Here is a 26,982-nt window from a genome sequence, read left to right as displayed (position 1 = left end):
CAAATGTTCCGGAGGTGACACATGAAACGCAAAAACGCTTCGTTACTCGGTAATGTGCTCATGGGTTTGGGGTTAGTGGTTATGGTGGTTGGTGTGGGTTACTCCATTTTAAACCAGTTGCCGCAATTTAACCTGCCACAATTTTTCGCACATGGTGCAGTGCTCAGTATTTTCGTCGGTGCCATTTTGTGGCTGGCGGGTGCCCGCGTAGGGGGGCATGAGCAAGTCAGCGACCGCTACTGGTGGGTGCGCCATTACGACAAACGTTGCCGCCGTAACGATAATCGTCGTCACAGTTAACGTTCCCTGCAAGATAATGACCAGCCAGCATCAGGCTGACTGGTCTCGGTTAGCGATTTCTTTCTCGCGTTTAATGTCGTGCGCCTCTTTTCATCCACAGCATCATCCATAATAACGCCAGCATGATGGCGAGATACCCCATGACGTACATTCCCTGATGTTTTCTCGCCGTCAGGTCGGGATCGGCCGCCCAGGTCAGAAAGGCGGTGACATCCCGTGCGTATTGTTCTTCAGTTTGCGCGACATGCGATTCTGACTGCCATTTGATTTCGCCGTCCGCCAGCGGTTTTGGCATGTTAATCACCCCACCAGGATAATAACGATTCGCCTTCAGTTCTGGGTCATCAGGCAGATAACCGGTTAAGAGCGCGAAGAGGTAATCCGCGCCTTGCTCAGTGTAGGGAATAAACGCGTCCAGCAGAAATTGCGGAAAGCCGCGATCGTAGGTTCGGGCGCGAACGATATAACTTAAATCCACGGGCAGGGCGCCGTTATTCAGGTGTCTCGCTTCCTGATCGTTGAGATAAGGCGAAATAAAGCTGTCGTTCAGTGTGCCGTCCCGCTCACCGGGTTGACCGTCATCCTGAATAATCGGAAAGACATAGCCGCTGGCGAGATTTTTCGCGTCTTCTGTCGTTAGTTCCGGGCCGCCGGGTTTGGTCAGCGTGCGAAACGTCAGGTATTTCATGCCGTGACAGGCCCGACACTTCTCTTCATAGACCTGCAAACCGCGTCGCAATTGCGCCTTATCATATTCTCCGGAGAGACCGCTGAAGCTCCACTCCTGGCGCGTGGGAACAGGCTCTTGCGCGAATGTGGGGCTCATCGCGCAGAGTACCACCCACAGCATGCTGCATCTGAGTAATTGTCTCATCATCTTCAGTCCTGCTTTTCCAGAAAACGACGACAGGGCAGCACCAGTAAAAACCAGGCGAAATAGCCGATTGTCGACAGTTGCGAGACCGCGCGGATCCATCCCTCTTCATTACGAATGCCCTCCGTCAGATCGGGGCCAACCAGGGCTTTTGATCCCAGCCACCCAAGAAAACAGACGTTCAGCACCCACAGCCAGAAACCCCATTTCACCCATTTGCTGTAGTGACGAAAACGTGCGCGGGAGGTATCCAGCCACGGCAGAAAATAGAAGATCAGCACCGCGCTGCACATCGCCACCAGCCCGACGAGTTCGTTCGGGAAGCAGCGCAGAATGGAAAAGAAGGGGAGAAAGTACCACTCCGGGGCAACAATCGCCGGAGTCACCGTGGGATCCGCCGGGATGAAGTTATCCGCGCTGCTCAGATAGTGCGGCGCGAAGAACAAAAACCAGGTGAACAGCATCAGGAATAACGTGATTTTAATAGCATCTGCATCCGTGATTCGGTAATCGAAGAGCAGACGACGAGACGCTTTCTCGCTGAAGGCCCGTTTCATCGCGTGAGCAAAGGCCGACTGTACCGTACGGACGTGGAAAATCGTCATCACCACGACCACAACGGGAAGAATAAAGTGCAGGACGTAAAAGCGCCCAAGCGTAGGGGTGCCAGGCGCATAGCCGCCTACCAGCAAGGTATACAACCCGTCGCCCACTACCGGAATAGCGCGGGCGAAACTGGTGATCACCGTCGCTGCCCAGTAGCTCTTTTGCCCCCAAATCAGGCTGTAGCCAAGAAACGCGGTGATCATCAGCAGCACGTACAACGTGACGCTAACCATCCACATCGTCACATACGGTCTGCGGTAGACGCTGTAATACATGCCACGGAAAATATGCAAATAGCAGGCAAAGAAAAACAGCGATGCGCCGATGGCGTGCATATTGCGCAGCAGCTCTCCGTGACTGACCGCGCGCATGATGTGGATGATGGAATCAAACGCCAGCGATGTCGTCGGGACGTAAAACATCGCCAGCACGATACCGGTCAGGATCTGTATTCCCAGCATCACCAGCAGGATCGCACCAACGGCAAACAGCCATACACCGGCGATGGAGCGCGGGAAAGGAATGCGCCAGCGGATCATCTCACACGTCCTTAGCGCCTATACGCACGGTCAGACCATCAGGATGAAAGGCAAACTCAGGAACGGCCAGATTAGTGGTTGCGGGGCCGCGGGTGACCCGTCCGGACGTATCAAACTCCGAACCGTGACACGGGCAAATCCAGCCCTGTCCACCGGGTCTGGTATTGGGAACACAGCCGGCATGCGGACAATACCCCTGAACAACCAGCCACTGCGGATAGTCAGACGCGACCCGTTCGCTGTCCGATTGCGGATCGACAAGCGTGCTGTGGTCACCCGTGCGGGCCGCGACGATCTCTTCCGGCGTGCGATGATGGATGAGGATCAGCTTCCCTTGCCAGATGCGTCTGAGGGTTTGTCCTGCGGCGATCCCCGCCAGCGAGACGTCTATCGGCTCATTTTCTCCGCGCGTTGTTTCGTCCGGCCCTAATGCGGAAATTAACGGCCAGACGGCGGCGGTCACTCCCGCTGCGCCAACAAATTTTGTCAATTTGCACAGGCAGTTGCGTCGTTGCTGCTGAATGTCTTTATCCGGCTGTTTGTTCTCCACCACCACAGCGCTCTCCCTTACTGTTTATCAATACGCGAATAGATATCCTGGAAGCGCTTATTAGCGATCCCGGGGGCCGTAAACGCGCGATAGCTGTCCGGCAGGGTGGCGTTGCCGACTTTAATCAGCATGACCATCCCTTGCGCATAATGCGGGGTGCATTTAATGCCGTAGAAGCCCGCGTTGTCATACTTCACTGCGATCTCCTCATCGATTTTGCCGATAAATCCCGGGTAGCCCGCAGGCGAGAGTTCAGCAATCGAGGCTGCGTTGTGACTCTTATGTTTGCGGATAAATTTCACCGTATCGCCAGGCTGAATCTCCAGGTAGTCTGGCTCATAGACCATGGGGCCTGCTGAACCGCGATTCTTCATCAGTACTTCGTGGGTTTGCGCGAAGGCAGAGGCGGTGAGGAGCAGCAAACACAATACGTTCAGGCTCTTTTTCAGAGAGTTCATGGGGGGCTTCCTTAGGTTTCTTCAGGTCTTTGATAACGAATAAAACAGTTCGCACCATGGCGATCGCGCTCGACGATGGCGTCAATGCCAAACCAGGCGCGGAGATTCTCGCGGGTGAAAATGGTGCAGGGACGGCCCTGCATTTCCAGACGACCGGCGTTCATCACGATGATGCGATCGCAGAACATGGCCGCATGATTGAGATCGTGGAGAGCGGCGACAACCGTCAGTTTTTCGCGTTTCACCAGACTGAGAAGGCCAATCTGATGTTGAATGTCGAGGTGATTAGTGGGCTCGTCCATCAGTAGCAGTTGTGGCTGCTGAGCGAGCGCGCGGGCAATATGCAGGCGTTGTTTTTCGCCGCCGGAAAAGGTGTGCCAGCAGCGATGGCGAAGATGCTGAAGATCGACTTTCTCCAGCATGGTCTGGACGATATCGTCATCGTTGTCCGACCACGGATTCAGTAGGCTCAGCCACGGGGTTCGCCCCAGCGAGACGGCCTGTATCGCGGTCAGGCGCTCACTGGTTTCTGCCTGCTGTTCAACCAGCGCGACCTGCTGCGCCAGTTGACGACGTGAATAGCGATGCAGCGCTTTTTGCTGCAACAGGATGTGACCGGCGGTGGGCTTCAGCAGACCGGCCAGCAATGAAATCAGCGACGTTTTCCCGGAACCATTGGGGCCGATAATGCCGACAAACTCACCCGGCGCCACGCTGAGTGAGACGTCATTGACGATCACTTTGCCTTTCACCTGCCAGTGCAGACTTTTCGCCTGAATTATCGCGTCGCGGATGGCAACCGGAGTCGGTACAGGATTGACGGTCATTTGGTCGGGTTTCCTCTGATCAGGATGATGGAGAACGCGGGCGCACCGACCAGGGCCGTAATAACGCCGATAGGCAGAACTTGTCCGGGGAGAAGCGTGCGGGAGATAACATCGGCGACGATCAGGAAAATGGCGCCGATCAGCGCGCTGACAGGCAGCAAACGATGGTGCTGATGGCCTACCAGCAGACGGGCGGCGTGAGGGATCACCAGTCCCACAAAGCCAATTGCGCCGACGATGGAGACCATAATGGCCGTCATACCCGTTACGGCGGCAATCAGCACGCCACGTGTGCGTTTTACCGGAATCCCCAGTGAGGCGGCGGACTCCGCGCCAAAAGAGAAGGCATCCAGATGGCGGGCATAACAGAAGCATATCGCAACGCCAACTAACGCTGTGGGGATCGCCAGCACCACATCCGGCCAGCGGACGCCGCTCAGATTCCCGAGTAACCAGAACATAATGCCGCGTGCCTGTTCCGCGTTAGCTGAACGGGTGATGATCAGCGAGGTCAGCGCATTGAATAACTGGGAACTGGCAATCCCGGCGAGAATGATTTGCGTCGTCACCCCACCGCCTTGTCTGCCGCCTGCCGCTACCGCCAGAAGGGCCACAAACAAAAAGGCAGTCAGGGCACCGACAAATGCGCCGAACGACATGCTGATCATCCCGGCGCCCAGTCCGGTCAGCGCAACCAGCACCGCACCGGTTGATGCGCCTGCGGAAATGCCCAGCAGATACGGCTCGGCAAGCGCATTGCGCAGTAACGACTGTAAAACCACGCCGGACACGGCCAGGCAGGCGCCACAACTGGCGGAGACCAGCGCACGGGTCAGGCGATAGTTCCAGACAATCCCGGCATCCAGCGCATCAACCGGATAATCGGTATCAAACAGATGGTTTGCCAGCGTGTTGAATACGTGCTGCCAGGGAATAAACGTCTCGCCAATGGCGATCCCTGCCAGCAGGACGCCGCACATCAGCACGCTAACCCAGAGGGCGTGGCCGCAAACATTGACTGCCAGCCGACTAACGGCGTGACGCGTCCTGCGTAAATCGCTCATAGTAACCTGCGTTTGGAGTGCATAACACGCGCCGGCCCCGTCAGGAACTGACGCGAAACGAGGGTTAATGCGCGGCTTGTGGATGCGCTAAACCATACTCAACCAGGGCGTCAGCCAGTTTTTCAACACCGTCAATCGTTCTGATTCCGGCATTCATGGTCTGTACATCAATCACGGGTAAATGATCGGCTTTTACGGCGGGGATCAGCTGGGTGACCGGGTCAGATTTCAAATAATCCATTTTCACCTGCCAGTCATCGGCCGGGAAACGTCGACGACTCATTTCCCCCAGCACTATCACTGTCGGTTGGGCTTTGGCGATGGTTTCCCAACCGACCGTTGGCCACTCCTCTGCGGAATCAATGACGTTTTTGATACCCAGGGTCTGCGCAATCCAGGCAGCAGGCCCTAATTTCCCGGCGACATAAGGATCCAGTTGCAGGTCGGCGCTGGAGAACCAGAAAACGGCAGAGACGCTGTTGTCCATCCCGGCGATTTTGCTTTTCGCTGCCGTTTCACGTGCTTTGAGGCTGGCAATCAGTTCTTCGCCCTTATCCTGAACGTCGAAGATCCTCGATAAGTCGGCCACTTCCTGATAGACCATTGCGATATCAAACATGCCTTTGCGCACGCCGTCACCGCCATCTTCGTTATCTTTCGCGCAGTCTGCCGGTGCGGTATAGACCGGGACTTTCAGTTCGCTGAACTGTTCATAAGACGCCACCGCGCCCGCAGGGCCGATCTGCCATTCGAACTGGCTGGCGACCAGATCCGGTTTTTTGGCAATGATGCCTTCGAAGCTGGGGATGTTCTGCGCAATAACTGCAATCTTGTCATTTGCCGCCTTATACGCGTCGGGAACGGGCCCGAACCACAGCGATGTGCCTACCACGCGATCGGCCAGGCCCAGCGCATACAGGATCTCAGTGCTGTTTTGTCCTACGGTGGCAACACGTTTTGGCGCTGCGTGAAATGTCATATCCCGACCACAGTTTTTTATCGTCAATGGATATTCCGTTTTGGCTGCATGAGAAAGACCTGAGGTGAGAAACAGTGCGGCACCAGCAACAACCAGAAGCATTTTTTTATAAGGTAAAGAGGTAACATTAGCGTGCATTATTATCATCCCGTTCATGCCAGAATCTGAACGTCTGGTCATGGATTATATCGTTCCATATATCGGGAGAGTTCATGACGATAGATGACAGGACATCGTGAAATTTATGCATGACGTTATGCAAATAAAGAAAGTCAGCGGTTCAGTCAAGGATCTGATTCGCTCTTTCACGGTGCCTAATATCAAATAATTCATCACATGGACCATCCCGTCCACTCAATGGGGTATAAATTTGACAGCAGGTCTCCTGACTCACGGTAATCAGAATATCGGCCTTCCCATAAAGATTCGCTTTACAGTGACCTGCAACAAAATATGCTGCACGAGGATATTCTGCATCCGCCTACAGTTGCGGGGGCAGTCATGGAATGGGATTGCAATAATCCGCACCATGTTCCTATTCATTACAATGTTGGTGCAATGAAATACTGTCGAAAAAGACTGTATCGGCATTTGTTAACAAGATCAATCGCAAGGGGAAAGACGAATTTTATTGAGTGGGATAAATTTTAGTTGTTGTTTATCAACGCGTTATGTTTTTTTTGAGGATGAAATTGCGGATGTCGAAATGTAATAATGAAAAGCTAAATGAGAATTGATTGACATTGATCAAGTAATATTCTTATTCATGCGTGATTTACGTGATCTCTCCATATGCACTAATTGCCAGTCATCGTGCATATCCATCACAACCTGAAAATGATTACGTCGCCAGAATGAATAACCTCCCGGTAAAAAATGATGGGTATGTAAGTATAATAAGTTGTACCGCTGCTGCTCGCAGAATGTTTCAGCAAAAGCGAGTAACTGACGTCCAATACCTTTTCTGCGGTAACGTTTGTCCACATAGCAGCGACAAATTTCTGCCGTTTCTGTCAAAATATAGCGTCCGCGAAGTTCGGCTATACGGTCGTCATATTGGCAGACGGCCAGGGTCGCAATGAGTTCCTGCTTTTCGCTCCAGGCGCACAGCAATACATTGCGCTGCTGTTGAATATACTGCTGTTGCAGGTTAAAAACATCCTGTCCGGGAGTAGGGGCAGGTCTGTCAGCCGCAAAAAATTCATTCAGATGTTGAATCAGAAATAACTGAACCGCCGGAATATCTTCTCCGGTCATTTCACGTAGCGTAAATGAAATCACGAGTTGTCACTCTTATTTGCAGAAACTGAAAGCTGATAATAACAACACGGGAGGGGAAAAACAGGGGACAGAGCGGAAAATGTTACCGGCCTGTACAGGAACAGACCGGTAAGCGCAAAAAGATTATAAATCAGCCAGCGCCGCGTCGCGGTTCGGGAAAAAGGCCAGACGACCCGGAATCGGCTTAATGCCAGCGCGCGCCATCGTGCGCAGCGGCTGGAACTCAAGGTTACTTACGCGCAGTTCGCAGCCTTCTGGCAATCTTTTCACAAAGCGCTGGAAGGCATCCAGACCACCTGCGTCCAGCACCGGTACCGCGTCCCATTTCAGTACGACAATGCGTTTTCCTTCGATGCGTGACTCCAGATCGGTAAACAATCCTTCAGCGGCTGCAAAGAACAGTGGGCCGATCACGCGCAGCACCAGTACATCATCGGGGACCTCGACGTTAACCGCTGCCAGTCGCGTCATGCGTGCAATACGGCGCATAAACAGTAACGAGGCCAGCACAATCCCGACGCTGATGGCAATGACCATGTCAAACAGCACTGTCAGTGACATACACATCATCATCACAATGATGTCGTCTTTGGGTGCATGACGCAGCAAATCCACAACTTTGTGCGCTTCACTCATGTTCCAGGCCACCATCAGCAGCAGGGCCGCCATCGCCGACAGCGGCAGCCATGAGAGCAGCGGTGCCAGCGCCAGCAGCGCCATGATCACCAGCAGCGCGTGGATCACGGCGGAAATAGGGGATGTTGCGCCAGCGCGGACGTTTGCCGCCGAACGGGCAATCGCCGCCGTTGCGGTAATCCCACCAAAGAAGGGGGCGACAATATTACCCAGGCCCTGACCAATCAGCTCGCTGTTGGCTTTGTGTTTCGTGCCGGTCATTCCGTCGAGTACCACGGCGCAGAGCAGGGACTCGATTGCCCCCAGCATGGCCATTGAGAAGGCCGCCGGAAGCAGGGCGCGCAGGGAATCCCAACTCAACGTGAAATCAGAATCCGGCAGGTTCCACGGCAGCACCAGTTGCGGCAGCAGTTGCGGTATCCCGTTGCCCTGTGAGCCGTCGGCCAGAATATAGTGGAACTGAGAACCAATGGTGGCAACGTGGCCGCCCAGCAGGTTGACGATCCCCATGACAGCACAGCCAGCGAGTAGGGCGGGCAGGTGGCCCGGCAGGCGAATGCCCAGACGCGGCCACATCATCAGCGTGCCCAGCGTGACCACCCCGATGGCGGCATCGCCCAGGTTAATGCTCGGCAGAGCCATAAATAGCGCGCCGACTTTTTGCAGATAGTGTTCCGGAACGTGGGCCATCTGCAAACCGAGGAAATCTTTGATTTGCATGGTACCAATGGTGATACCAATCCCTGAGGTAAAACCTAAGGTAACTGAGACCGGGATGTACTCAATCAGGCGGCCAAAGCGGGCCAGGCCAAAGAGGATCAGGAAGACCCCGGACATCAGCGTCGCGACAAGCAGGCCTGCCAGCCCAAACTGTTGTGAAACGGGGTAGAGGATCACCACAAACGCGGCGGTCGGGCCTGAGACGCTAAAACGCGAGCCCCCGGTTAAGGCAATAACAATCCCGGCCACAGCGGAGGTATAAAGTCCGTACTGCGGCGCGACACCACTCCCGATAGCCAGTGCCATCGCCAGCGGGATAGCAATAATCCCGACGGTGATCCCGGCAATCACATCACGGGTAAACCGTGAGGCGGTATATTTTTCTTTCCAACAAGCGTCGATGAGGGCGCGGAAAGGCATCACATGTGAGGAAAAAATTCTGTTCACAATAATGTTTCATCCATGAGCGCATCATCTGTCAACTCAATGAAATGGCGGGTTGGCAGGTGAAGGAGGCATAAGTCATACAAATAAAGGTTACAGACAAAAAAACCCGCCGCAGCGGGTCTTTGAGCCGGGTTCGATTAATGCTCGAACATAGCAGAAATCGATTCTTCGTTGCTGATACGACGAATCGCTTCGGCCAGCATACCCGACAGGGTCAACGTACGCACGTTCGGCAGTGCTTTGATTTCGTCGGTCAGCGGAATGGTATCGCAGACAACGACTTCATCAATCACAGAGTTACGCAGGTTGTTTGCCGCATTGCCTGAGAAGATCGGGTGAGTGGCATAAGCAAATACGCGTTTTGCACCACGTTCTTTCAGCGCTTCAGCTGCTTTACACAGCGTACCACCGGTGTCGATCATATCGTCAACCAGCACGCAGTCACGACCCGCTACGTCACCGATGATGTGCATCACCTGAGAGACGTTTGCACGCGGACGGCGTTTGTCGATGATCGCCATATCGGTGTCATTAAGCAGCTTAGCGATAGCGCGGGCACGCACGACGCCACCGATGTCCGGAGAAACCACAATCGGGTTATCCAGATTCAGCTGCAGCATATCTTCTAACAGAATTGGGCTACCAAATACGTTATCAACCGGTACGTCGAAGAAGCCCTGGATCTGTTCAGCATGCAGGTCAACGGTCAGAACGCGGTCAACGCCGACGCTGGACAGGAAGTCAGCGACAACTTTTGCCGTAATCGGCACACGAGCGGAACGTACACGACGATCCTGGCGCGCATAGCCAAAGTAAGGGATAACGGCGGTGATACGGCCTGCGGAAGCACGGCGCAGGGCATCAACCATAACGACCAATTCCATCAGGTTGTCGTTCGTTGGAGCACAAGTGGACTGGATGATGAAAATATCACCACCGCGTACATTTTCGTTAATTTGTACGCTGACTTCGCCGTCGCTAAAGCGACCTACAGCGGCGTCGCCGAGAGAAGTGTACAGGCGGTTGGCAATACGTTGTGCTAGTTCCGGGGTGGCGTTACCAGCAAAAAGCTTCATATCAGGCACGAGAAGAACCTCAGGCATGCGTCCATTGGTGGAAAGAGTTTGCCAAAAACTGTGCGGGCCAGGCAGGACTCTCTCCATGCGGTGTATTAACGAGCGCGATGCAACGTCTGGAACAGGGTGACGTTGTCACCGAAACTCAGCTTGCCCGGCTTACCCGTCATCATTTATGTTTTATGCGCGCTGGGTTCAAGGCCTCACACCAGTCACATACTGATGTATGCGGCTGGCAATTCGTCATCTCGCCAACGTACTGAAACTTCAATGAGTTAGAGTAACGCTCTATGCAGTGGAGAGAGGTTGACACCCTTCGCCACAAAGGCATTGAGCCATTCCGGGGCTTGCTCAAGCACCTGCCGGGCACGAGACTCTGTATCGAATTCAGCAAAGACACAGGCTCCTGTACCAGTCAGGCGCGACGGCGCGTATTCTAACAGCCAGGAAAGCGCCGCATCAACCTCGCGAAAACGTTTTCTTGCGATAACCTCGCAATCATTGCTGAATTCACATTTTAATAACGTTTCTATTGACCTTTTTGGCGTATTACGGGGGAGGTCGGGATCGTTAAAAATCATCGGCGTTGGAATACTGACGCCAGGATGAGCCACCAGGTACCATTTTTCGGCCGGTTCCACCGGGGTCAGGATCTCTCCGACGCCTTCGGCAAAGGCGGCGTGTCCGCGGACAAACACCGGCACGTCAGCCCCGAGCGTTAAACCGAGCTCGGCCAGTTCGTCCAGCGACAGACCACACTGCCAGAGATGGTTTAGCGCGACCAGCACGGTTGCCGCGTTCGACGATCCGCCGCCCAGGCCTCCGCCCATCGGCAGACGCTTTTCGATACGGATATCCGCACCGCTACCGGCTGGCAGCCGACCGCGCTCTGCGGCTGTTTTCATCAGCAGTCGCGCGGCACGGACGATCAGGTTGTCTTCATGTGCCACGCCGTCAACCGGCGTCAGGAGATGAATTTCGCCGTCGCGACGCGGTTCCAGGCTGAGGGTGTCGCCATAATCGAGGAACTGAAACAGTGTTTGCAGCGTGTGATAACCGTCCGCACGTCGTCCGGTGATGTATAAAAACAGATTCAGTTTTGCCGGAGAGGGCCACTGGGTCATCATTTTACAATCCAGTTATCCATTTTCAGCTTGATACGCTGAGCACCGTCGGAGAGTTCCATATTGGCCGGCATTGCCGGGGAGGTTTTGCTGTCGTACGCGCTATAGACCACTTTCCAGTTTTTTCCGTCCTGGCTGTAGTTCACTTCGCTCAGGCGGTACTGGTCGTCGAGTTTATAGTCGGTCGCGTCGCCCGGCAGGCCAAGGATCCACTGACGCAGGCTGTTTAGCGGGATCGGCATACCGGTCAGCTTGCCGATCATCTCTTCGGCATCGTCAGCGGTATAGCGCTGGCCTTTATTGTCCATCAATTGCACGTTACCCGGCTGCGCGTTCAGTTCAAGCTCGGTGCTGCCAAGCGGGTTGGTCAGCAGCAGGCGATAGCGATCCTGGCCGGTCTGCTGCCAGAAAAAGCGCGCATAGACCTTCTGCTCGTCGGAAATATAGGCAAACGCGCCGCGCGTTTGATACTGATTTAACTGGCGAACCTCCTGCTGATGTTGCCGCCATTGAGGAGAGTCCGGACTTTTCCCCGGGCCTTTCGGCGCGTTGATCGTACAGGCGGTCAGAACCAGGGTTGCCAGCGGAAGCAGGCGGATCAGGCGAAAATCAGGCAGGGTCATAATGATGACGAATCCTTGTGATACGTTGCAATAATAACCCTTAATGCTAGCGCCGCGCGGGTATATCGTCTACGTTCACGTTATCTTAATTTAAGCAATAAGCGATTACTCCAAAAGGGGGCACTCTCTTTTATTGATTCCGCGCATCCTGTATGATGCGAGCAGACTAACCATATCAACGCTGGTACTACTCCCGCAGACATGACCCTTTTAGCGCTCGGCATTAACCATAAGACGGCACCTGTATCGCTGCGAGAACGCGTAACGTTTTCGCCAGATACGCTCGATCAGGCGCTGGAAAGCCTGCTTGCGCAGCCAATGGTGCAGGGCGGCGTGGTCTTGTCGACGTGTAATCGCACGGAGCTGTATCTGAGCGTGGAAGAGCAGGATAACCTGCAGGAAGCGCTGATTCGTTGGTTATGTGATTTCCACAATCTTGATGAAGACGATCTGCGCAGCAGTCTCTACTGGCACCAGGATAACGATGCGGTTAGCCATCTGATGCGTGTCGCCAGCGGTCTGGATTCGCTGGTACTCGGTGAACCACAGATCCTCGGCCAGGTGAAAAAAGCGTTTGCGGATTCACAAAAAGGCCACCTGAACGCCAGCGCGCTGGAACGTATGTTCCAGAAATCGTTCTCCGTTGCCAAACGGGTTCGTACCGAAACCGATATCGGCGCCAGCGCCGTGTCCGTTGCGTTTGCCGCCTGTACGCTGGCGCGCCAAATCTTTGAATCACTTTCCACGGTCACTGTGCTGTTGGTCGGCGCGGGCGAAACCATCGAACTGGTGGCGCGCCATTTGCGCGAACACAAAGTGCAGAAGATGATTATCGCCAACCGCACCCGTGAGCGGGCGCAGGTTCTGGCCGATGAAGTGGGTGCTGAAGTGATCGCACTCAGCGACATCGATGAACGTCTGCGGGAAGCTGACATTATCATCAGTTCAACCGCCAGCCCGCTGCCTATCATTGGTAAAGGGATGGTGGAGCGTGCGCTGAAAAGCCGCCGAAATCAGCCGATGTTGCTGGTGGATATCGCCGTTCCGCGCGATGTCGAACCGGAAGTCGGTAAACTGGCTAACGCTTATCTCTATAGCGTTGACGATCTGCAAAGCATCATTTCGCACAACCTGGCGCAGCGCAAAGCTGCGGCAGTGGAAGCCGAAACGATTGTCGCGCAGGAAACCAGCGAGTTTATGGCCTGGCTGCGTGCTCAGGGCGCCAGTGAAACCATTCGTGAATACCGGAGTCAGTCTGAGCATGTACGGGATGAACTGACTGCAAAAGCGCTTGCTGCTCTGGAACAGGGCGGTGACGCGCAGGCCATTATGCAGGATCTGGCATGGAAACTGACCAACCGCCTGATCCATGCACCAACCAAATCTCTTCAGCAGGCCGCCCGTGACGGGGATGACGAACGCCTGAATATCTTGCGCGACAGCCTCGGGCTGGAGTAGCAACACACCCTTCTTTTTACAAGGTGCATTTACGCCTATGAAGCCTTCTATCGTTGCCAAACTGGAAGCCCTGCATGAACGCCATGAAGAAGTTCAGGCGCTGCTGGGTGATGCGGGAACCATCGCAGACCAGGAACGTTTTCGCGCACTGTCGCGCGAGTATGCACAGCTAAGCGATGTTTCTCGCTGTTTTACGGACTGGCAACAGATTCAGGACGATATCGAAACAGCACAAATGATGCTCGACGATCCTGAAATGCGTGAAATGGCGCAGGAAGAACTGCGCGAAGCGAAAGACAAGAGTGAACAACTGGAACAGCAGCTACAGGTATTGTTACTGCCGAAAGATCCGGACGATGAACGCAATGCGTTTCTGGAAGTTCGCGCCGGGACTGGCGGTGATGAAGCGGCCTTATTTGCCGGCGATCTGTTCCGCATGTACAGCCGCTATGCCGAAACACGCCGCTGGCGCGTGGAGATCATGAGCGCCAGCGAAGGCGAGCACGGCGGCTATAAAGAGATTATCGCCAAGATCAGCGGCGACGGCGTCTATGGTCGACTGAAGTTTGAGTCCGGCGGGCATCGTGTGCAGCGCGTACCGGCAACGGAATCGCAGGGCCGAATCCACACCTCTGCCTGTACCGTGGCGGTGATGCCGGAGCTGCCGGAAGCCGAACTGCCGGATATCAACCCGGCCGATCTCCGTATTGATACCTTCCGTTCCTCCGGGGCGGGTGGTCAGCACGTTAACACCACCGACTCCGCGATCCGTATTACTCACCTGCCGACAGGCATTGTGGTGGAGTGTCAGGACGAACGTTCGCAGCACAAGAACAAAGCCAAAGCGCTCTCGGTGCTCGGCGCGCGTATTCGCGCGGCAGAAGTGGCGAAGCGTCAGCAGGCCGAAGCGTCAACGCGTCGTAACCTGCTGGGCAGTGGCGACCGCAGCGACCGCAACCGGACCTACAACTTTCCGCAGGGGCGTGTGACCGATCACCGCATCAACCTGACGCTCTACCGTCTGGATGAAGCAATGGAAGGCAAACTGGATATGCTGATTGAGCCGATCGTGCAGGAATACCAGGCCGATCAGCTGGCGGCGCTGTCCGAGCAGGAATAATGGATTTTCAGCACTGGTTACGTGAGGCGATAAGCCAGCTACAGGAGAGTGAAAGCCCGCGTCGCGATGCCGAGATCTTACTCGAATTCGTGACCGGAAAAGGGCGTACCTGGATACTGGCGTTTGGCGAAACGACGTTGACCGACGCCCAGCAGGCGCAACTGGCGACGCTGCTGGCTCGCCGTCAACGGGGGGAACCGATCGCACATTTAACTGGCGTGCGGGAATTCTGGTCGTTGCCGCTGTTTGTTTCACCGGCCACGTTGATCCCGCGTCCGGATACCGAATGTCTGGTGGAGCAGGCGCTGGCGCGACTGCCAACAACCCCGTGCCGCATTCTCGATCTGGGTACTGGCACCGGTGCGATTGCGCTGGCGCTGGCGTCTGAGCGCCCTGACTGCGAGGTCACGGCGGTTGACAGAATGCCGGATGCCGTTGCGCTGGCGCAGCGTAATGCGGCTCATCTGGCTATCAACAATGTCCATATTCTGCAAAGCGACTGGTTTAGCGCCTTGCCGGGGCAGCAGTTTGCGATGATTGTCAGCAATCCGCCGTATATTGACGAGCAGGATCCGCATCTGGCGCAGGGCGATGTCCGCTTCGAACCGCTGAGCGCCCTGGTCGCCGGTGACTGCGGAATGGCCGACATTGTGCACATCATCGAGCAATCTCGCACGCGGCTGGAAGCGGGCGGTTTTCTGCTGATCGAGCATGGCTGGCAGCAGGGTGCCGCGGTGCGTGACGCCTTTAATCGCGCGGGCTACCAGGCGGTAGAAACCTGTCGCGATTATGGCGACAACGAGCGTCTTACGCTCGGATGCAAGCCCGTATGAACAGCGTTACGCTCCTGTTAGGGGTTCACCTCGCTAGCATTGCGCTTTCCGTTAGTCTGTTTGTGCTGCGTTATGGGTGGCGTGAATGTCATTCTGCGCGGGCTCACGCGCGCTGGACGCGCGTCGTACCGCCGATTGTTGACACCGTTTTGTTGCTCAGTGGTGTGGGGTTGATCGCTAAAACGCACATCCTGCCATTCACGGAGCAGGGGACATGGCTGACTGAGAAGCTGTTTGGAGTTATCATTTACATCGTTTTGGGTTTTATTGCGCTCGATTACCGTCGGGCGCGCAGTCGGCAGGCGCGATTAATCGCGTTCCCGCTGGCGCTGGTGGTGCTGTACATCATCATTAAACTCGCCACCACAAAAATACCGTTACTGGGGTAAGTCATGAGGTCGTTAGCTGATTTCGAATTTAACAAAGCGCCATTGTGCGACGGGATGATCCTGGCATCGGAATCGATCCGCCTGGATTTCCCTTCGCAAACTGTCTATGACGAGCTGGAACGTCTGGTCAGCCTGGCGCAAGAAGAAATTAGCCAGCTTTTGTCTCAGGATGAGCAACTGGAAAAATTGCTGGCACTTTTCTACGGCGAGTGGGGCTTTACTGACACCCGCGGCGTTTACCGCTTGTCCGACGCGCTATGGCTTGACCAGGTACTGAAGAACCGCCAGGGCAGTGCGGTGTCACTGGGGGCAATTTTACTGTGGATTGCCAACCGGTTGTCATTGCCGCTGGTGCCGGTGATATTCCCGACGCAGCTTATTTTGCGTATCGAGTCGCTGGAAGGCGAGATGTGGCTCATCAACCCGTTTAACGGGGAAACGTTGAATGAGCATACGCTGGAAGTGTGGCTGAAGGGGAATATCAGTCCGGTCGCTGAGTTATTTAACGAGGACCTGGATGAAGCGGATAACGCGGAAGTGATTCGCAAGCTGCTGGACACGCTGAAATCTTCCTTAATGGAAGAACAACAGATGGAGCTGGCGCTGCGAGCGAGCGAAGCGTTACTGCAATTTAACCCGGAAGATCCGTATGAAATACGTGACCGGGGCTTAATTTATGCGCAACTGGAATGTGAACATGTCGCGCTGACCGATTTAAGCTATTTCGTTGAGCAGTGTCCGGAAGACCCGATCAGCGAAATGATTCGTGCGCAGATTAATAACATCTCGCATAAGCAAATTGTCCTGCATTAATTTATCGACATTCTTACTCATCATTAAGGCGATCCTATGAAACAAAAAGTGGTTAGCATTGGCGACATCAAGGTAGCAAACGATCTGCCGTTCGTGCTGTTTGGCGGGATGAACGTGCTGGAATCGCGCGATCTGGCGATGCGCATTTGTGAGCACTACGTGACCGTTACCCAGAAACTGGGTATCCCTTACGTGTTCAAGGCCTCTTTTGATAAAGCCAACCGTTCCTCTATCCACTCCTACCGTGGACCGGGCCTGGAAGAAGGGATGAAAATCTTCCAGGAACTGAAGCAGACCTTTGGCGTAAAAGTGATCACCGACGTTCATGAAGCCAGCCAGGCGCAGCCTGTCGCTGACGTTGTAGATGTGATTCAGTTACCGGCGTTCCTCGCGCGTCAGACCGATCTGGTGGAAGCGATGGCGAAAACCGGCGCGGTCATCAACGTGAAGAAACCGCAGTTCGTGAGCCCGGGTCAGATGGGCAATATCGTGGATAAATTCCATGAAGGCGGTAACGACAAGGTGATCCTGTGCGACCGTGGGGCAAACTTCGGTTATGACAACCTCGTTGTCGATATGCTGGGTTTCAGCGTGATGAAGAAAGTTTCTGGCAACAGCCCGGTGATTTTCGACGTGACCCACGCGCTGCAGTGCCGTGACCCGTTTGGCGCAGCGTCTGGTGGCCGTCGTGGTCAGGTGACTGAGCTGGCGCGTGCCGGTATGGCGGTCGGTCTGGCCGGTCTGTTCATTGAAGCGCATCCGGATCCGGACAACGCGAAATGCGACGGCCCATCCGCGCTACCGCTGGCGAAGCTGGAACAGTTCCTGGTGCAGATGAAAGCGGTTGACGATCTGGTGAAAAGCTTCGACGAGCTCGACACTGAGAACTAAGTCACGCAGAAACAGAAAACCCCGCCGCAGCGGGGTTTTTTTCGTCTGAGGGATCAGGCAAAGATCGTCATCAGATAGGCGGCAAACAGCGCCAGATGCGCCGCACCGTTCAGTACGTTAGTGCGCCCCGTTGAGAACGAGATATGGCACAGCACCAGTGACGCCACCATCACCACCATTTCTGGTGCGTCTAAGCCGAACACCAGGTCATTCCCCGTCGCCCACGCAATCAGCGTTACCACTGGTACTGTCAGAGAGATAGTGGCCAGCACTGAACCGAAGAACAGATTCATGGCGCGCTGCACCTGGTTATTCAGCACTGCTTTCAGCGCCCCAAGCCCTTCCGGAGAGAGGATCAGCAACGCGACCAGGAAGCCGGTAAAGGCGACCGGGGCGTTCAGTTCGGTCAGCAGTGTCTCCAGCGGGTTTGCGTTCATCTTGGTGACGGCAATGACCGCAATCAGATGAATCACCAGCCAGACGGCATGCCACACATTACTGTGCGCAGAGGGCTTACCGTGATGCGGGTCGTCGTCGTCGCTGTCATCTTCGTGCTCATAAACAAACAGACTCTGGTGCGTTTTGGTCTGAATGAGCAGGAATACGCCGTACATCGCGGCAGAAATTAAGGCCACCAACAGCGCCTGGCCGGTGGTGAAATTCGCACCGGGCAGCGCCATCGGAAACACCAGCACGATAATTGCCAGCGGAAACAAGGCAATCAGATACTGTTTGATACCGAACAGATTCATATACTGAGTGGCGAACTTACGCCCGCCCAGTAATAACGAAAAGCCCACCAGACCACCAGTGACAATCATGATGATGGAATAGAGCGTGTCGCGCATCAGCGTAGGCGCCGCATCACCGGTCGCCATCAGCGCTGAGATCAGGCTGACTTCAAGAATGACCACTGACAGGCTCAGAATGAGGGAGCCGTAGGGTTCGCCGAGGCGATGAGCCAGTACGTCGGCGTGACGAACAACGCTAAAGGCGCTGCTTAAAATACCAATCAGGGCAAGAAGGTTAATGCCGATTACCGCTGGTAGTGAATGGCTGCCCCCCCACAGGAACAGCACTACCAGCGCCACAACCGGGAAAATAAGCGATGTCTCCTTATGGCGGGTTTTCACCGCCTCATGTGCATGTGTCATGAATGCTCTCCATCTCTGCAGGTCGATTTTAGTTATAAATGTAATAAAGCGTGTAAAAAATAACAGAAAACGCAGGCTTTACGGTGATATTTTACGAAATTTTACGGCATTTCGGCCTTTCACCTTTAAAACGACAGAAAGAGAAACTCTTGTTTATAGAGTGTTTAAATAACAGAAACTTATGCAGGCTGCAGGACGAATAAACCTTATTGTAGTGGCAGAGGCGCTCAGGCTTGACCACACTTAAGGTTTAGCCAAAAAGTGGAGTCAATGATGCCCTATCAAGCAAAAAAAGATCTGCCAGACAGCGTACAACACGTCTTACCCGCCCATGCCCAGGAGATCTACAAAGAGGCGTTCAATAGCGCCTGGGAGCAGTACAAGGACAAAGCCGATCGCCGCGATGATGCCAGTCGGGAAGAGACCGCACATAAGGTGGCGTGGTCAGCAGTGAAAAAAGAGTATGCCAAAGGTGAAGATGAGAAGTGGCATAAGAAATCCTAACCACTTCAATTATAAGGTCTAACGCTATAGCTCCCGTGAACGCGTAGGCGAATCGTGCTACCCGCCCCCGTTGCTGCCTTGCAAGCGGCCCATGAATTGCATATTGTCGTGATATTGGTTTCAAAATGAGCAGTTAAAATGCCCGGAAGGCGTCAAAAAGTTGTCGCAGGGAAGTATGCAGTGGCGGAGGTGTAAGGTGTTAACGCGTGATTTCTTGATGAATGCCGATTGTAAAACGGCATTTGGTGCTATTGAAGAATCACTCTTATGGTCAGCAGAGCAACGTGCTGCGTCCCTTGCGGCGACGCTGGCATGCCGACCAGATGATGGACCGGTGTGGATCTTCGGTTATGGATCGTTGATGTGGAACCCGGCGTTAGAATTTGAGGAGTCATGTACCGGTACGCTGGTGGGATGGCATCGGGCCTTTTGCCTGCGTCTCACGGCAGGGCGCGGAACCGCGTGTCAGCCGGGACGAATGCTTGCACTAAAAGAGGGCGGACGCACCACCGGTGTGGCCTATCGTCTTCCGGATGCCTCGCTTGAACAGGAATTAACGCTGTTGTGGAAGCGCGAAATGATCACCGGCTGCTACCTGCCGACGTGGTGTCAACTGGCGTTGGACGACGGACGAACGGTCAATGCACTGGTATTTATTATGGATCCGCGCCATCCGCTGTATGAGTCGGACACGCGAGCGCAAATTATCGCCCCGTTGATTGCTGCTGCCAGTGGGCCGCTTGGCACGAACGCGCAGTACCTGTTTTCGCTTGAACAGGAGTTGCAGAAACTGGGGATGCAGGATGAGTGTCTTAACGATCTGGTGACTAACGTGCGCGGTTTGTTAGGGGAGTCGCTGCCTGAAGGTGTTATGCGGCCGGGTTTCGCGTGAGGCTTATGTCGGCCCGGCTGCGTAAGCGCGACCGGGCCATTTGCGTATCAGGCGGCGATATAACTGATGGAATGTTCAAGCGACTGGCTATGACTGTCGATCAGGACATTCCAGACGCCGGTATACGGTACGGTCAACCATGCGTTATCACGGTTCTGCACGCTTAATATGTCGGTCTGCGTGTCTTTAACGTGATTTTTTTCGCTCATCAGATGGATGTGGCAACGCTCCGAACAGCGTACGACCACGGTATCCCCACCAAATAACTTCAAACTTGCCTTTACTAATGCCATTTCTCACCCCGTATTGAAAACAACGTACTTCCTTTCGGAAGTGCTGCGTGATGTTGTTCACATTTTACCCATGAGGCATAACACCAAAGAGTTACGCTGTGGATGCTGATTTTGATCAAAAAATGGCATAACGATTAAACAATAGTGACAAAATCCCGGAGAAAAGCGTGATCGGGCGCACTTACTTTTGGTAAAGATACGCCCCAATAAGATTAAATTCGGAAATAACCGGCTGTTTCAGCAAGCTTGCCTGAAAAGGGGGATTAAAAGGTGAGCACTTTGTCGGCGGCCAGCGTCCATTGCGCCAGTTCCACCAGCGTTCCGACTTCCACGCCGTCGATCAGCGGCAGTGTCGTGATCCCGCGCCCGTCCGTGCAGGTCTTGCACAGTTTTACCGGGACGTTCTGGGCAGTAAGGATCTCCAGCATCTGCTGGATGTTGTAGCCTTCTGTGGGCTTCTGACCGCGCAAACCCGCCGTAACGGCATCCGACATCAGAAACAGACGAAGGTCGAGGTCGCTCGCCTGTTCACGTAACGCGATCGCCAGCCGCAGGCTGTTAAATAACGATTCGCTACCGTATGCCGCACCGTTGGCAATGATCACTATCTTTTGCATGTTGACTCCTGTTAGCGGGGAAGTTTGAATTGTCAGTCACTTATGTTACCGCGCAAGCCGGGTGATACCAACGAAAGTCTGAGGAAAAGGAGAGCCTGGCAAGAGTAAGGATATTCCTGAAAGTGTGAGAAAACCTGCAAAACGACGAGGAGTCAGGTAAGCTTTTAAAGGTTAAGTTAACTGAATTCCGTAAGAAGCTATCGTCAATTTGAGTCGTTTTGTATCGCATTCCCTCCCTCTCTGGTTACTCTTGCTGTTAGCAGGCGGTCACGCCAGTGCACAATCCTCCTTTATGCAACAGGCCGAAAATCCCTTTGATAATAACCAGGACGGGTTGCCCGATCTGGGCATGGCTCCCGAATCGCATGAAGGCGAAAAACATTTCGCCGAGATGGTAAAAGCCTTTGGCGAGGCGAGCATGATCGACAACGGTCTGGACACCGGCGAGCAGGCAAAACAATTTGCCTTTGGCCAGGTGCGCGATGCGGTGAGTGAGCAGGTGAATCAACAACTGGAATCTTGGCTGTCGCCATGGGGGAAGGCCAGCGTCAACGTGCAGGTCGATAACGAAGGCAATTTCAACGGTAGTCGCGGAAGCTGGTTTGTCCCCTGGCAGGATAACTCGCGCTACCTCACCTGGGGTCAACTGGGTCTTACTCAGCAGGATGACGGGCTGGTGAGTAATGTGGGTATCGGCCAGCGCTGGGTGCGTGACGGCTGGCTGCTCGGCTATAACACTTTCTACGATAATCTGCTCGATGAAAACCTCCAGCGCGGCGGGCTGGGCGCTGAAGCGTGGGGGGAATACCTGCGGCTGTCGGCCAATTATTACCAGCCGTTTGCCTCATGGCGCGCCCATACGCCGACGCTGGAGCAACGAATGGCGCGCGGTTACGACGTAACGGCGCAAATGCGACTGCCGTTCTACGAATATCTTAATACCAGCGTTAGCGTGGAACAATATTTTGGTGACAGCGTCGATCTGTTCGATTCCGGAACGGGCTATCACAATCCGGTGGCGGTGAAACTGGGGCTGAATTACACCCCGGTCCCGCTGGTCACGGTCACCGCCCAGCACAAGCAGGGGGAGAGCGGTCTCAGCCAGAACAACCTCGGGCTGAACCTGAACTACCGCTTCGGCGTACCGCTGAAAAAACAACTGGCTGCCAGCGAGGTGGCGGAGAGCCAGTCGCTGCGCGGAAGCCGCTACGATCATCCGCAGCGCAACAACCTGCCGACGATGGAGTATCGTCAGCGCAAAACCCTGAGCGTATTTCTGGCAACCCCACCGTGGGATCTGCATCCGGGCGAAACGGTGCCGCTAAAATTGCAGGTACGTAGTCGACATGGCGTTCGTCATCTCACCTGGCAGGGGGATGCGCAGGCGCTGAGCCTGACGGCGGGGGCAAACGCGGAAAGCGTTGAGGGCTGGACGGTGATTATGCCGGCCTGGGACAGCAGCGAAGGCGCGAATAACCGCTGGCAGTTGTCGGTAGTGGTGGAAGATGAGAAGGGGCAGCGTGTCTCTTCCAATGAGATCACGCTCACGCTGACGGAACCCTTTATGGCAATGCCAGGGGACGATCCGCGCTGGAGGTTGCTCCCGGAGGAGTAATCAGAAGATACGTTCCTGATGCACCCACACTGCCGCTTCAACACGTGATTTAAGCTTCATCTTCTTCAGCATATGCTTCACGTGGACTTTCACCGTGCTCTCGGTGATATCCAGGCGGCGGGCAATCATTTTGTTCGGTAGCCCCTGGGCGATAAGCTTCAGAATGTCACGCTCACGCGGGGTGAGTTGGGTGACATCGCGATCGGAGGTGGCGCGGTTGGCGCGCAGGCTGGCAGCCAGCACCGGCGTTAACGCTTCGCTTAAGACCATTTCTCCGGCGGCAGCCTGCTGTAACGACTTAAGCAGATCTTCCGGTTCCATATCCTTCAGCAGATAACCATCAGCCCCGCGCTTGAGCGCCGTCACGACATCTTCCTCATGATTCGACACGCTAAAGACGACGATCCGTCCGGACAGCGCTTTCTCACGTAATTTGTCTAAGGTTTCCAGCCCGTTCATCCCCGGCATGTTCAGGTCGAGCAGGATCAGATCCGGGTCAAGCGATTCGGCCAGTTCGATACCCTGTTCGCCGTTGCTGGCTTCACCGACCACGGTGATATCGGGCGCCATGCTGACAAGCTGTTTGACGCCGGTCCGCAACATCGGATGATCGTCGATGAGCAGGATAGTTGCCGGTTCCTGATTATTCATGGGTATCTCCTTGAACTTCTGTGAAGTATTTTTCGGGAATAAACGTGACAGCGACTTCAGTGCCTCCCGTCTCGCGACGGCGTACCTGGCAATCTCCGCGCAGGCTCTGTGCCCGGTCGCGCATAATGATCATGCCATAGTGGTTACTGCGTTCGGCGTTCTCAGGAACGCCGCAGCCGTTGTCCTCTACAGTCAATTTTACCTGCTTGCCTTTCAGCGCCACGGTGACCACCACATCATCAGCGTGAGAATGCTTAAGCGCATTGCTTAAGGCTTCGCGGGCAATTTGCAGCAGGTGAATCGCCTGATGCGAAGGCACCAGGCGCGGTGGTAACTGGTAATCCAGTTTCACCGTAAAACCAAAACGGGCGCTGTATTCCTGGCAGCTGGCTTCCAGCGCGGGGCGCAGACCGGGTTCCGTCAGCCGTAAGCGAAACGTCGTCAACAGTTCACGCAGTTGCGCCCATGACGCATTCAGCTCGTTGCGGATCTGGCCGAGCAGGTCGCGGCTGCTGTCCGGCAATGTCTCTCCCTGCATTTGCAGGCAACTGACCTGCATCTTCATACAGGACAGTGATTGTGCAATAGAATCATGCAGTTCGCGCGCAATGGTTGCACGCTCTTCCATGACAATCAACTGCTGCTGGCGTTCCTGATTGCGATCCAACGCCAGCGTCGCGGTGAGCTGTTCCACGACGGTATCCACCAGTTGCTGCTGATCGTGACTCAGGTGACGCCCCTGCGGCAGGGTCGCCAGCAAAATGCCGTACTGGGTATGGGTGTCCGTTAAGCGCCATTTCAGCGTCATTCCCCCTTCAATTGGCGGCAGCGACTCGCGGGGACAGAGATGGCACCCTTTATCATCACAGCTGATATCGGACTGGCAGGTAAATTCCTGATGGTTCTCTTCATCTTCCTGGTCATAAACCCGCAGTTCGATGTCATGCATTTGGGTCAGGTTTTGCAGACCGTTCAGCACCGGGGAGAGACGTTCGCAAAGCGGCACTGGCGAATGCAGACGGCGGTTGGCCTGCCAGAGAAAAGAGAGGATCTGGTTTTTCTGCTCCAGCCCGGCTGTTTTTTCTCTGACGCGTTGTTCGAGCACTGAATAGCTTTCTGCCAGTTCGTCGGACATGTTATTAAGCGCGTCGCCGAGCATCGCCATCTCATTACGCCCGCCGATTTGCGCGCGTTGGGTAAAGTCGCGCTGACTGACGGCGCGGGCCATCGACAACAATTGCTTCCACGGCTGAAGCAGTCGCGCCCGCAGCCAGATAATGGTAAAGACCAGCAGCAGCGCCATAAAAATCGCCATCACCCGGTGCACCATCACCACGCGTTCGATGCGCATTTCGGTGGTGTGGTCAAACGCGGAGACGAGCCGATCAAGGCCAGCGACAAACTGGTTGACGTCGGCCGCGACGGCGTCTCTGCTACTGGCTTGCCGCAGGCCGGGGGAGAGTTCGCGATGCCAGTAATCCTGGAGGGCGCGCAGTTGTTCCTGCTGACCGTCGCGTTCTGCTGCGCGGGTCAGTTCCGGGCTGAACGCGGTCTGCTCCATCTCATCAAGCAATTTCTGGTCGTCAGCGCTCAGTGGTACCGCGGCGAGCAGTCGATAGCTTTGCATCCGCAGCGATCCGGTTTTATTAATGGCGTGCGCGCTACCCTGGACGCCCTGAACCAGCCAGCCAGAGACAGCCATACCCGCCACGCCGATCGCGGTTGAGAGCATCACAATAAGCGCCACCTGGTTAACCAGCGTGAGCGGAGAGAGACAACGTTTTAGCATAAAACCTTCTTCCTTCAGGTCTCCGGACAGCGAATGGGGAAACCTCAATGAATGACGAGAGTGCCGGGCAGAATCGGCAGTGGCGTTATTCTCGACCATCCCCTGGAGTATACCCATACCTAAAGCGAGTTACCTCTTAATTGCCGTATCCGGAGGGGATTTGAGGAAGGGGGTAGCTGCGGCAGGCAGCACTGTGAAAAACCACGTATTTTTTGGTGAATTATCCTACTCACTTAGGGTGATCATGATTTTTCTGTTGAGATATCGACAACTTTTCCTTTGATTTATATCAACTTACCTCGCGCTGTAAACCCTAATGTTTCAGGCATCGAATCGAGTATCAGAGGTGTCTATGAGTCACTCATCCGTCCCCGAAAGGGCATCTGGAGCTGTAATCACAGAATGGCGGCCGGAAGATCCGGCATTCTGGGCACAGCGAGGTCATCGTATCGCCAGTCGCAACCTGTGGATTTCTGTCCCCTGTCTGCTGCTGGCGTTTTGCGTCTGGATGTTATTCAGTGCTGTTGCGGTGAATCTGCCGAAAGTCGGTTTCACGTTTACCACTGAACAGTTGTTTATGCTGACGGCGTTACCGTCGGTCTCTGGCGCGTTATTACGTGTGCCTTACTCCTTTATGGTACCGGTCTTCGGCGGTCGTCGCTGGACCGCGTTCAGTACCGGGATCCTGATTATCCCGTGCGTCTGGTTAGGGTTCGCGGTACAGGATACGTCCACACCGTTCAGTACCTTTATCGTGATTTCACTGCTGTGCGGCTTTGCCGGCGCAAACTTTGCCTCCAGTATGGCGAACATCAGCTTCTTCTTTCCAAAGCAGAAGCAGGGCGGTGCGCTGGGGCTGAACGGCGGTCTGGGAAATATGGGCGTCAGCGTGATGCAGCTTGTTGCGCCGCTGGTGGTCTCGCTGTCGATCTTCGCTGTCTTTGGCAGCCACGGCGTTGAGCAACCGGATGGTTCGCAACTGTATCTGGCGAATGCCGCATGGATCTGGGTGCCGTTCCTCGCCTTCTTCACGCTGGCGGCCTGGTTTGGTATGAATGAACTGGCGACCTCAAAAGCATCGTTGAAGGAGCAATTACCGGTTCTCAAGCGCGGTCATCTGTGGATCATGAGCCTGCTTTATCTGGCGACGTTCGGCTCGTTCATAGGGTTTTCCGCAGGTTTTGCGATGCTGTCAAAGACCCAGTTTCCGGAGATTCAGATCCTGTATTATGCATTTTTTGGTCCCCTGGTTGGCGCGCTGGCGCGTTCTGCGGGCGGGGCGATCTCTGACCGATTAGGCGGGACTCGTGTCACGCTGGTGAACTTCGTGCTGATGGCGATTTTCAGCGGTCTGCTGTTCCTGACCTTACCAACCAACGGCGCGGGTGGCAGTTTCATCGCCTTCTTCGCGGTCTTCCTTGCCTTGTTTATGACGGCCGGGCTGGGTAGCGGCTCCACCTTCCAGATGATCTCCGTTATCTTCCGTAAGCTGACGATGGATCGCGTGAAGGCTGAAGGCGGCTCTGAAGAGAAAGCGATGCGCGAAGCGGCGACCGATACGGCAGCAGCGTTAGGCTTTATCTCTGCAATTGGCGCGATTGGCGGCTTCTTTATCCCGAAAGCGTTTGGTACCTCGCTGGCGTTAACCGGCTCACCGGTTGACGCGATGAAAGTCTTCCTGATCTTCTATATCGCCTGTGTGATTATCACCTGGTTGGTATACGGACGACATTCGAAAAAATAAAAACAGCAGTCATGTATTCCCCATTGCGCGGCGTTAGACCGCGCTTTTTTTTGCCTCTAATTAGTTACAACATACTGTTGGTTTTATTGTCACGTCGTTCTGTCAGTTCGTTGCG

At 54.7% G+C, this 26,982-nt stretch carries 28 protein-coding genes and 1 riboswitch; of the genes, 11 read left to right on the top strand and 17 right to left on the bottom strand.

What is annotated here, in order from left to right; all coding sequences use genetic code 11:
* Positions 1-21: 21 nt before the first annotated feature.
* Positions 22-300 (top strand): stress-induced protein YchH, encoded by a 279-nt coding sequence (ychH, locus tag ACQ0PY_RS13170; RefSeq protein ID WP_012132144.1) that lies wholly within the window; start codon positions 22-24, stop codon positions 298-300.
* A 70-nt stretch (positions 301-370) separates the two neighbouring features.
* Here the strand turns inward: ychH and ACQ0PY_RS13165 are convergent, their stop codons facing one another.
* From ACQ0PY_RS13165 to lolB, 12 genes are all read right to left on the bottom strand, one after another.
* Positions 371-1,174, bottom strand: a complete 804-nt coding sequence (locus ACQ0PY_RS13165) for a cytochrome c1 (RefSeq protein ID WP_109740633.1) — start codon at positions 1,172-1,174, stop codon at positions 371-373.
* A 5-nt stretch (positions 1,175-1,179) separates the two neighbouring features.
* Positions 1,180-2,319 carry a cytochrome b gene (locus tag ACQ0PY_RS13160; protein ID WP_150547017.1) on the bottom strand — a complete coding sequence of 380 codons (1,140 nt, stop codon included), beginning with the start codon at positions 2,317-2,319 and terminating at the stop codon, positions 1,180-1,182.
* A gap of 1 nt (position 2,320) precedes the next feature.
* Positions 2,321-2,872, bottom strand: a complete 552-nt coding sequence (petA, locus tag ACQ0PY_RS13155) for a ubiquinol-cytochrome c reductase iron-sulfur subunit (protein ID WP_044257819.1) — start codon at positions 2,870-2,872, stop codon at positions 2,321-2,323.
* 14 nt (positions 2,873-2,886) lie between these two features.
* The gene (locus tag ACQ0PY_RS13150; protein WP_044267213.1) at positions 2,887-3,327 is read right to left on the bottom strand and encodes a pseudoazurin; all 441 of its coding nucleotides are present in this window, start codon (positions 3,325-3,327) and stop codon (positions 2,887-2,889) included.
* 11 nt (positions 3,328-3,338) lie between these two features.
* Positions 3,339-4,154, bottom strand: coding sequence for an ABC transporter ATP-binding protein (locus ACQ0PY_RS13145; protein ID WP_044257681.1), 816 nt, complete (start codon positions 4,152-4,154; stop codon positions 3,339-3,341).
* Positions 4,151-5,218 (bottom strand): FecCD family ABC transporter permease, encoded by a 1,068-nt coding sequence (locus ACQ0PY_RS13140; RefSeq protein WP_099433069.1) that lies wholly within the window; start codon positions 5,216-5,218, stop codon positions 4,151-4,153. Before ACQ0PY_RS13140 ends, ACQ0PY_RS13145 begins: the two co-directional genes overlap by 4 nt.
* 64 nt (positions 5,219-5,282) lie before the next feature.
* Positions 5,283-6,335: an ABC transporter substrate-binding protein gene (locus ACQ0PY_RS13135; RefSeq protein WP_109740299.1), complete on the bottom strand. Its 1,053-nt coding sequence runs from the start codon at positions 6,333-6,335 to the stop codon at positions 5,283-5,285.
* 220 nt (positions 6,336-6,555) lie between these two features.
* A riboswitch (cobalamin riboswitch) is annotated at positions 6,556-6,783 on the bottom strand.
* Between the two features lie 161 nt (positions 6,784-6,944).
* Complete coding sequence (locus ACQ0PY_RS13130) at positions 6,945-7,454, bottom strand: GNAT family N-acetyltransferase (RefSeq protein WP_043001918.1); 510 nt, start codon at positions 7,452-7,454, stop codon at positions 6,945-6,947.
* 147 nt (positions 7,455-7,601) lie between these two features.
* Positions 7,602-9,254, bottom strand: coding sequence for a C4-dicarboxylic acid transporter DauA (gene dauA, locus ACQ0PY_RS13125; protein WP_043000477.1), 1,653 nt, complete (start codon positions 9,252-9,254; stop codon positions 7,602-7,604).
* A gap of 164 nt (positions 9,255-9,418) precedes the next feature.
* Positions 9,419-10,366, bottom strand: a complete 948-nt coding sequence (gene prs, locus ACQ0PY_RS13120; protein ID WP_001518537.1) for a ribose-phosphate diphosphokinase — start codon at positions 10,364-10,366, stop codon at positions 9,419-9,421.
* 266 nt (positions 10,367-10,632) lie between these two features.
* Positions 10,633-11,484 carry a 4-(cytidine 5'-diphospho)-2-C-methyl-D-erythritol kinase gene (gene ispE / locus ACQ0PY_RS13115; protein ID WP_043000478.1) on the bottom strand — a complete coding sequence of 284 codons (852 nt, stop codon included), beginning with the start codon at positions 11,482-11,484 and terminating at the stop codon, positions 10,633-10,635.
* A complete protein-coding gene (lolB, locus tag ACQ0PY_RS13110; protein WP_044328030.1) occupies positions 11,481-12,104 on the bottom strand; it encodes a lipoprotein insertase outer membrane protein LolB in 624 nt (207 codons plus the stop codon). The genes ispE and lolB overlap by 4 nt, the downstream gene beginning before the upstream one ends.
* Positions 12,105-12,305: 201 nt before the next feature.
* On the opposite strand from lolB, the gene hemA reads away from it, so the two are divergent.
* Genes hemA through kdsA form a run of 6 tightly spaced genes read left to right on the top strand, consistent with a single transcriptional unit; the run spans position 12,306 to position 17,608 of the window.
* Positions 12,306-13,562 (top strand): glutamyl-tRNA reductase, encoded by a 1,257-nt coding sequence (gene hemA, locus ACQ0PY_RS13105; protein ID WP_043000480.1) that lies wholly within the window; start codon positions 12,306-12,308, stop codon positions 13,560-13,562.
* Positions 13,563-13,599: 37 nt separating this feature from the next.
* The gene (gene prfA, locus ACQ0PY_RS13100; RefSeq protein ID WP_044257688.1) at positions 13,600-14,682 is read left to right on the top strand and encodes a peptide chain release factor 1; all 1,083 of its coding nucleotides are present in this window, start codon (positions 13,600-13,602) and stop codon (positions 14,680-14,682) included.
* Positions 14,682-15,515: a peptide chain release factor N(5)-glutamine methyltransferase gene (gene prmC, locus ACQ0PY_RS13095; protein ID WP_109740298.1), complete on the top strand. Its 834-nt coding sequence runs from the start codon at positions 14,682-14,684 to the stop codon at positions 15,513-15,515. The genes prfA and prmC overlap by 1 nt, the downstream gene beginning before the upstream one ends.
* Complete coding sequence (gene sirB2, locus ACQ0PY_RS13090; protein ID WP_044328038.1) at positions 15,512-15,904, top strand: invasion regulator SirB2; 393 nt, start codon at positions 15,512-15,514, stop codon at positions 15,902-15,904. The genes prmC and sirB2 overlap by 4 nt, the downstream gene beginning before the upstream one ends.
* Before the next feature lie 3 nt (positions 15,905-15,907).
* Positions 15,908-16,717 carry an invasion regulator SirB1 gene (gene sirB1, locus ACQ0PY_RS13085; RefSeq protein WP_043000484.1) on the top strand — a complete coding sequence of 270 codons (810 nt, stop codon included), beginning with the start codon at positions 15,908-15,910 and terminating at the stop codon, positions 16,715-16,717.
* Positions 16,718-16,753: 36 nt separating this feature from the next.
* The gene (kdsA, locus tag ACQ0PY_RS13080; protein ID WP_043000485.1) at positions 16,754-17,608 is read left to right on the top strand and encodes a 3-deoxy-8-phosphooctulonate synthase; all 855 of its coding nucleotides are present in this window, start codon (positions 16,754-16,756) and stop codon (positions 17,606-17,608) included.
* Between the two features lie 53 nt (positions 17,609-17,661).
* Here kdsA and chaA read toward each other — a convergent pair whose 3' ends face one another.
* On the bottom strand, positions 17,662-18,762 hold the full coding sequence (gene chaA, locus ACQ0PY_RS13075; protein WP_043000486.1) for a sodium-potassium/proton antiporter ChaA: 1,101 nt from the start codon (positions 18,760-18,762) through the stop codon (positions 17,662-17,664).
* A 273-nt stretch (positions 18,763-19,035) separates the two neighbouring features.
* Here chaA and chaB point away from each other — a divergent pair, with 273 nt between their 5' ends.
* Together chaB and ACQ0PY_RS13065 are read left to right on the top strand one after the other, a co-directional pair.
* A complete protein-coding gene (gene chaB, locus ACQ0PY_RS13070) occupies positions 19,036-19,266 on the top strand; it encodes a putative cation transport regulator ChaB (protein WP_043000487.1) in 231 nt (76 codons plus the stop codon).
* 196 nt (positions 19,267-19,462) lie between these two features.
* Complete coding sequence (locus tag ACQ0PY_RS13065) at positions 19,463-20,158, top strand: gamma-glutamylcyclotransferase (RefSeq protein WP_043000488.1); 696 nt, start codon at positions 19,463-19,465, stop codon at positions 20,156-20,158.
* A 47-nt stretch (positions 20,159-20,205) separates the two neighbouring features.
* Here the strand turns inward: ACQ0PY_RS13065 and ACQ0PY_RS13060 are convergent, their stop codons facing one another.
* Both ACQ0PY_RS13060 and ACQ0PY_RS13055 read right to left on the bottom strand, forming a co-directional pair.
* Entirely contained in the window at positions 20,206-20,451 is a 246-nt protein-coding gene (locus tag ACQ0PY_RS13060) for a DUF1883 domain-containing protein (protein WP_042318612.1), read from the bottom strand.
* A 263-nt stretch (positions 20,452-20,714) separates the two neighbouring features.
* Positions 20,715-21,068 (bottom strand): DsrE/DsrF/TusD sulfur relay family protein, encoded by a 354-nt coding sequence (locus tag ACQ0PY_RS13055; protein WP_043000489.1) that lies wholly within the window; start codon positions 21,066-21,068, stop codon positions 20,715-20,717.
* Between the two features lie 208 nt (positions 21,069-21,276).
* On the opposite strand from ACQ0PY_RS13055, the gene ACQ0PY_RS13050 reads away from it, so the two are divergent.
* Positions 21,277-22,683, top strand: a complete 1,407-nt coding sequence (locus ACQ0PY_RS13050) for a YchO/YchP family invasin (protein ID WP_061070045.1) — start codon at positions 21,277-21,279, stop codon at positions 22,681-22,683.
* On the opposite strand, the gene narL is transcribed toward ACQ0PY_RS13050, so the two are convergent.
* A complete protein-coding gene (narL, locus tag ACQ0PY_RS13045) occupies positions 22,684-23,334 on the bottom strand; it encodes a two-component system response regulator NarL (protein ID WP_042318615.1) in 651 nt (216 codons plus the stop codon). It abuts the gene before it with no gap.
* Positions 23,327-25,123, bottom strand: coding sequence for a nitrate/nitrite two-component system sensor histidine kinase NarX (narX, locus tag ACQ0PY_RS13040; RefSeq protein ID WP_109740296.1), 1,797 nt, complete (start codon positions 25,121-25,123; stop codon positions 23,327-23,329). The genes narL and narX overlap by 8 nt, the downstream gene beginning before the upstream one ends.
* 352 nt (positions 25,124-25,475) lie before the next feature.
* On the opposite strand from narX, the gene ACQ0PY_RS13035 reads away from it, so the two are divergent.
* Positions 25,476-26,867 carry a NarK family nitrate/nitrite MFS transporter gene (locus ACQ0PY_RS13035; protein WP_109740295.1) on the top strand — a complete coding sequence of 464 codons (1,392 nt, stop codon included), beginning with the start codon at positions 25,476-25,478 and terminating at the stop codon, positions 26,865-26,867.
* The last annotated feature ends 115 nt before the right edge of the window (positions 26,868-26,982 follow it).

The sequence above is a fragment of the Citrobacter sp. LST-B2 genome, assembly GCF_057983045.1.
This window is presented reverse-complemented; position numbering and strand designations above follow the sequence as displayed.

Excerpts from the sequence above, each read along its gene's own strand:
- ychH (WP_012132144.1), top strand. The coding sequence starts at position 22 with ATGAAACGCAAAAACGCTTCGTTACTCGGTAATGTGCTCATGGGTTTG.
- ACQ0PY_RS13165 (WP_109740633.1), bottom strand. The coding sequence starts at position 1,174 with ATGAGACAATTACTCAGATGCAGCATGCTGTGGGTGGTACTCTGCGCG.
- ACQ0PY_RS13160 (WP_150547017.1), bottom strand. The coding sequence starts at position 2,319 with ATGATCCGCTGGCGCATTCCTTTCCCGCGCTCCATCGCCGGTGTATGG.
- ACQ0PY_RS13150 (WP_044267213.1), bottom strand. The coding sequence starts at position 3,327 with ATGAACTCTCTGAAAAAGAGCCTGAACGTATTGTGTTTGCTGCTCCTC.
- ACQ0PY_RS13145 (WP_044257681.1), bottom strand. The coding sequence starts at position 4,154 with ATGACCGTCAATCCTGTACCGACTCCGGTTGCCATCCGCGACGCGATA.
- ACQ0PY_RS13140 (WP_099433069.1), bottom strand. The coding sequence starts at position 5,218 with ATGAGCGATTTACGCAGGACGCGTCACGCCGTTAGTCGGCTGGCAGTC.
- ACQ0PY_RS13135 (WP_109740299.1), bottom strand. The coding sequence starts at position 6,335 with ATGCACGCTAATGTTACCTCTTTACCTTATAAAAAAATGCTTCTGGTT.
- ACQ0PY_RS13130 (WP_043001918.1), bottom strand. The coding sequence starts at position 7,454 with ATGACCGGAGAAGATATTCCGGCGGTTCAGTTATTTCTGATTCAACAT.
- dauA (WP_043000477.1), bottom strand. The coding sequence starts at position 9,254 with ATGCCTTTCCGCGCCCTCATCGACGCTTGTTGGAAAGAAAAATATACC.
- ispE (WP_043000478.1), bottom strand. The coding sequence starts at position 11,484 with ATGATGACCCAGTGGCCCTCTCCGGCAAAACTGAATCTGTTTTTATAC.
- lolB (WP_044328030.1), bottom strand. The coding sequence starts at position 12,104 with ATGACCCTGCCTGATTTTCGCCTGATCCGCCTGCTTCCGCTGGCAACC.
- hemA (WP_043000480.1), top strand. The coding sequence starts at position 12,306 with ATGACCCTTTTAGCGCTCGGCATTAACCATAAGACGGCACCTGTATCG.
- prfA (WP_044257688.1), top strand. The coding sequence starts at position 13,600 with ATGAAGCCTTCTATCGTTGCCAAACTGGAAGCCCTGCATGAACGCCAT.
- prmC (WP_109740298.1), top strand. The coding sequence starts at position 14,682 with ATGGATTTTCAGCACTGGTTACGTGAGGCGATAAGCCAGCTACAGGAG.
- sirB2 (WP_044328038.1), top strand. The coding sequence starts at position 15,512 with ATGAACAGCGTTACGCTCCTGTTAGGGGTTCACCTCGCTAGCATTGCG.
- sirB1 (WP_043000484.1), top strand. The coding sequence starts at position 15,908 with ATGAGGTCGTTAGCTGATTTCGAATTTAACAAAGCGCCATTGTGCGAC.
- kdsA (WP_043000485.1), top strand. The coding sequence starts at position 16,754 with ATGAAACAAAAAGTGGTTAGCATTGGCGACATCAAGGTAGCAAACGAT.
- chaA (WP_043000486.1), bottom strand. The coding sequence starts at position 18,762 with ATGACACATGCACATGAGGCGGTGAAAACCCGCCATAAGGAGACATCG.
- chaB (WP_043000487.1), top strand. The coding sequence starts at position 19,036 with ATGCCCTATCAAGCAAAAAAAGATCTGCCAGACAGCGTACAACACGTC.
- ACQ0PY_RS13060 (WP_042318612.1), bottom strand. The coding sequence starts at position 20,451 with ATGGCATTAGTAAAGGCAAGTTTGAAGTTATTTGGTGGGGATACCGTG.
- ACQ0PY_RS13055 (WP_043000489.1), bottom strand. The coding sequence starts at position 21,068 with ATGCAAAAGATAGTGATCATTGCCAACGGTGCGGCATACGGTAGCGAA.
- narL (WP_042318615.1), bottom strand. The coding sequence starts at position 23,334 with ATGAATAATCAGGAACCGGCAACTATCCTGCTCATCGACGATCATCCG.
- narX (WP_109740296.1), bottom strand. The coding sequence starts at position 25,123 with ATGCTAAAACGTTGTCTCTCTCCGCTCACGCTGGTTAACCAGGTGGCG.
- ACQ0PY_RS13035 (WP_109740295.1), top strand. The coding sequence starts at position 25,476 with ATGAGTCACTCATCCGTCCCCGAAAGGGCATCTGGAGCTGTAATCACA.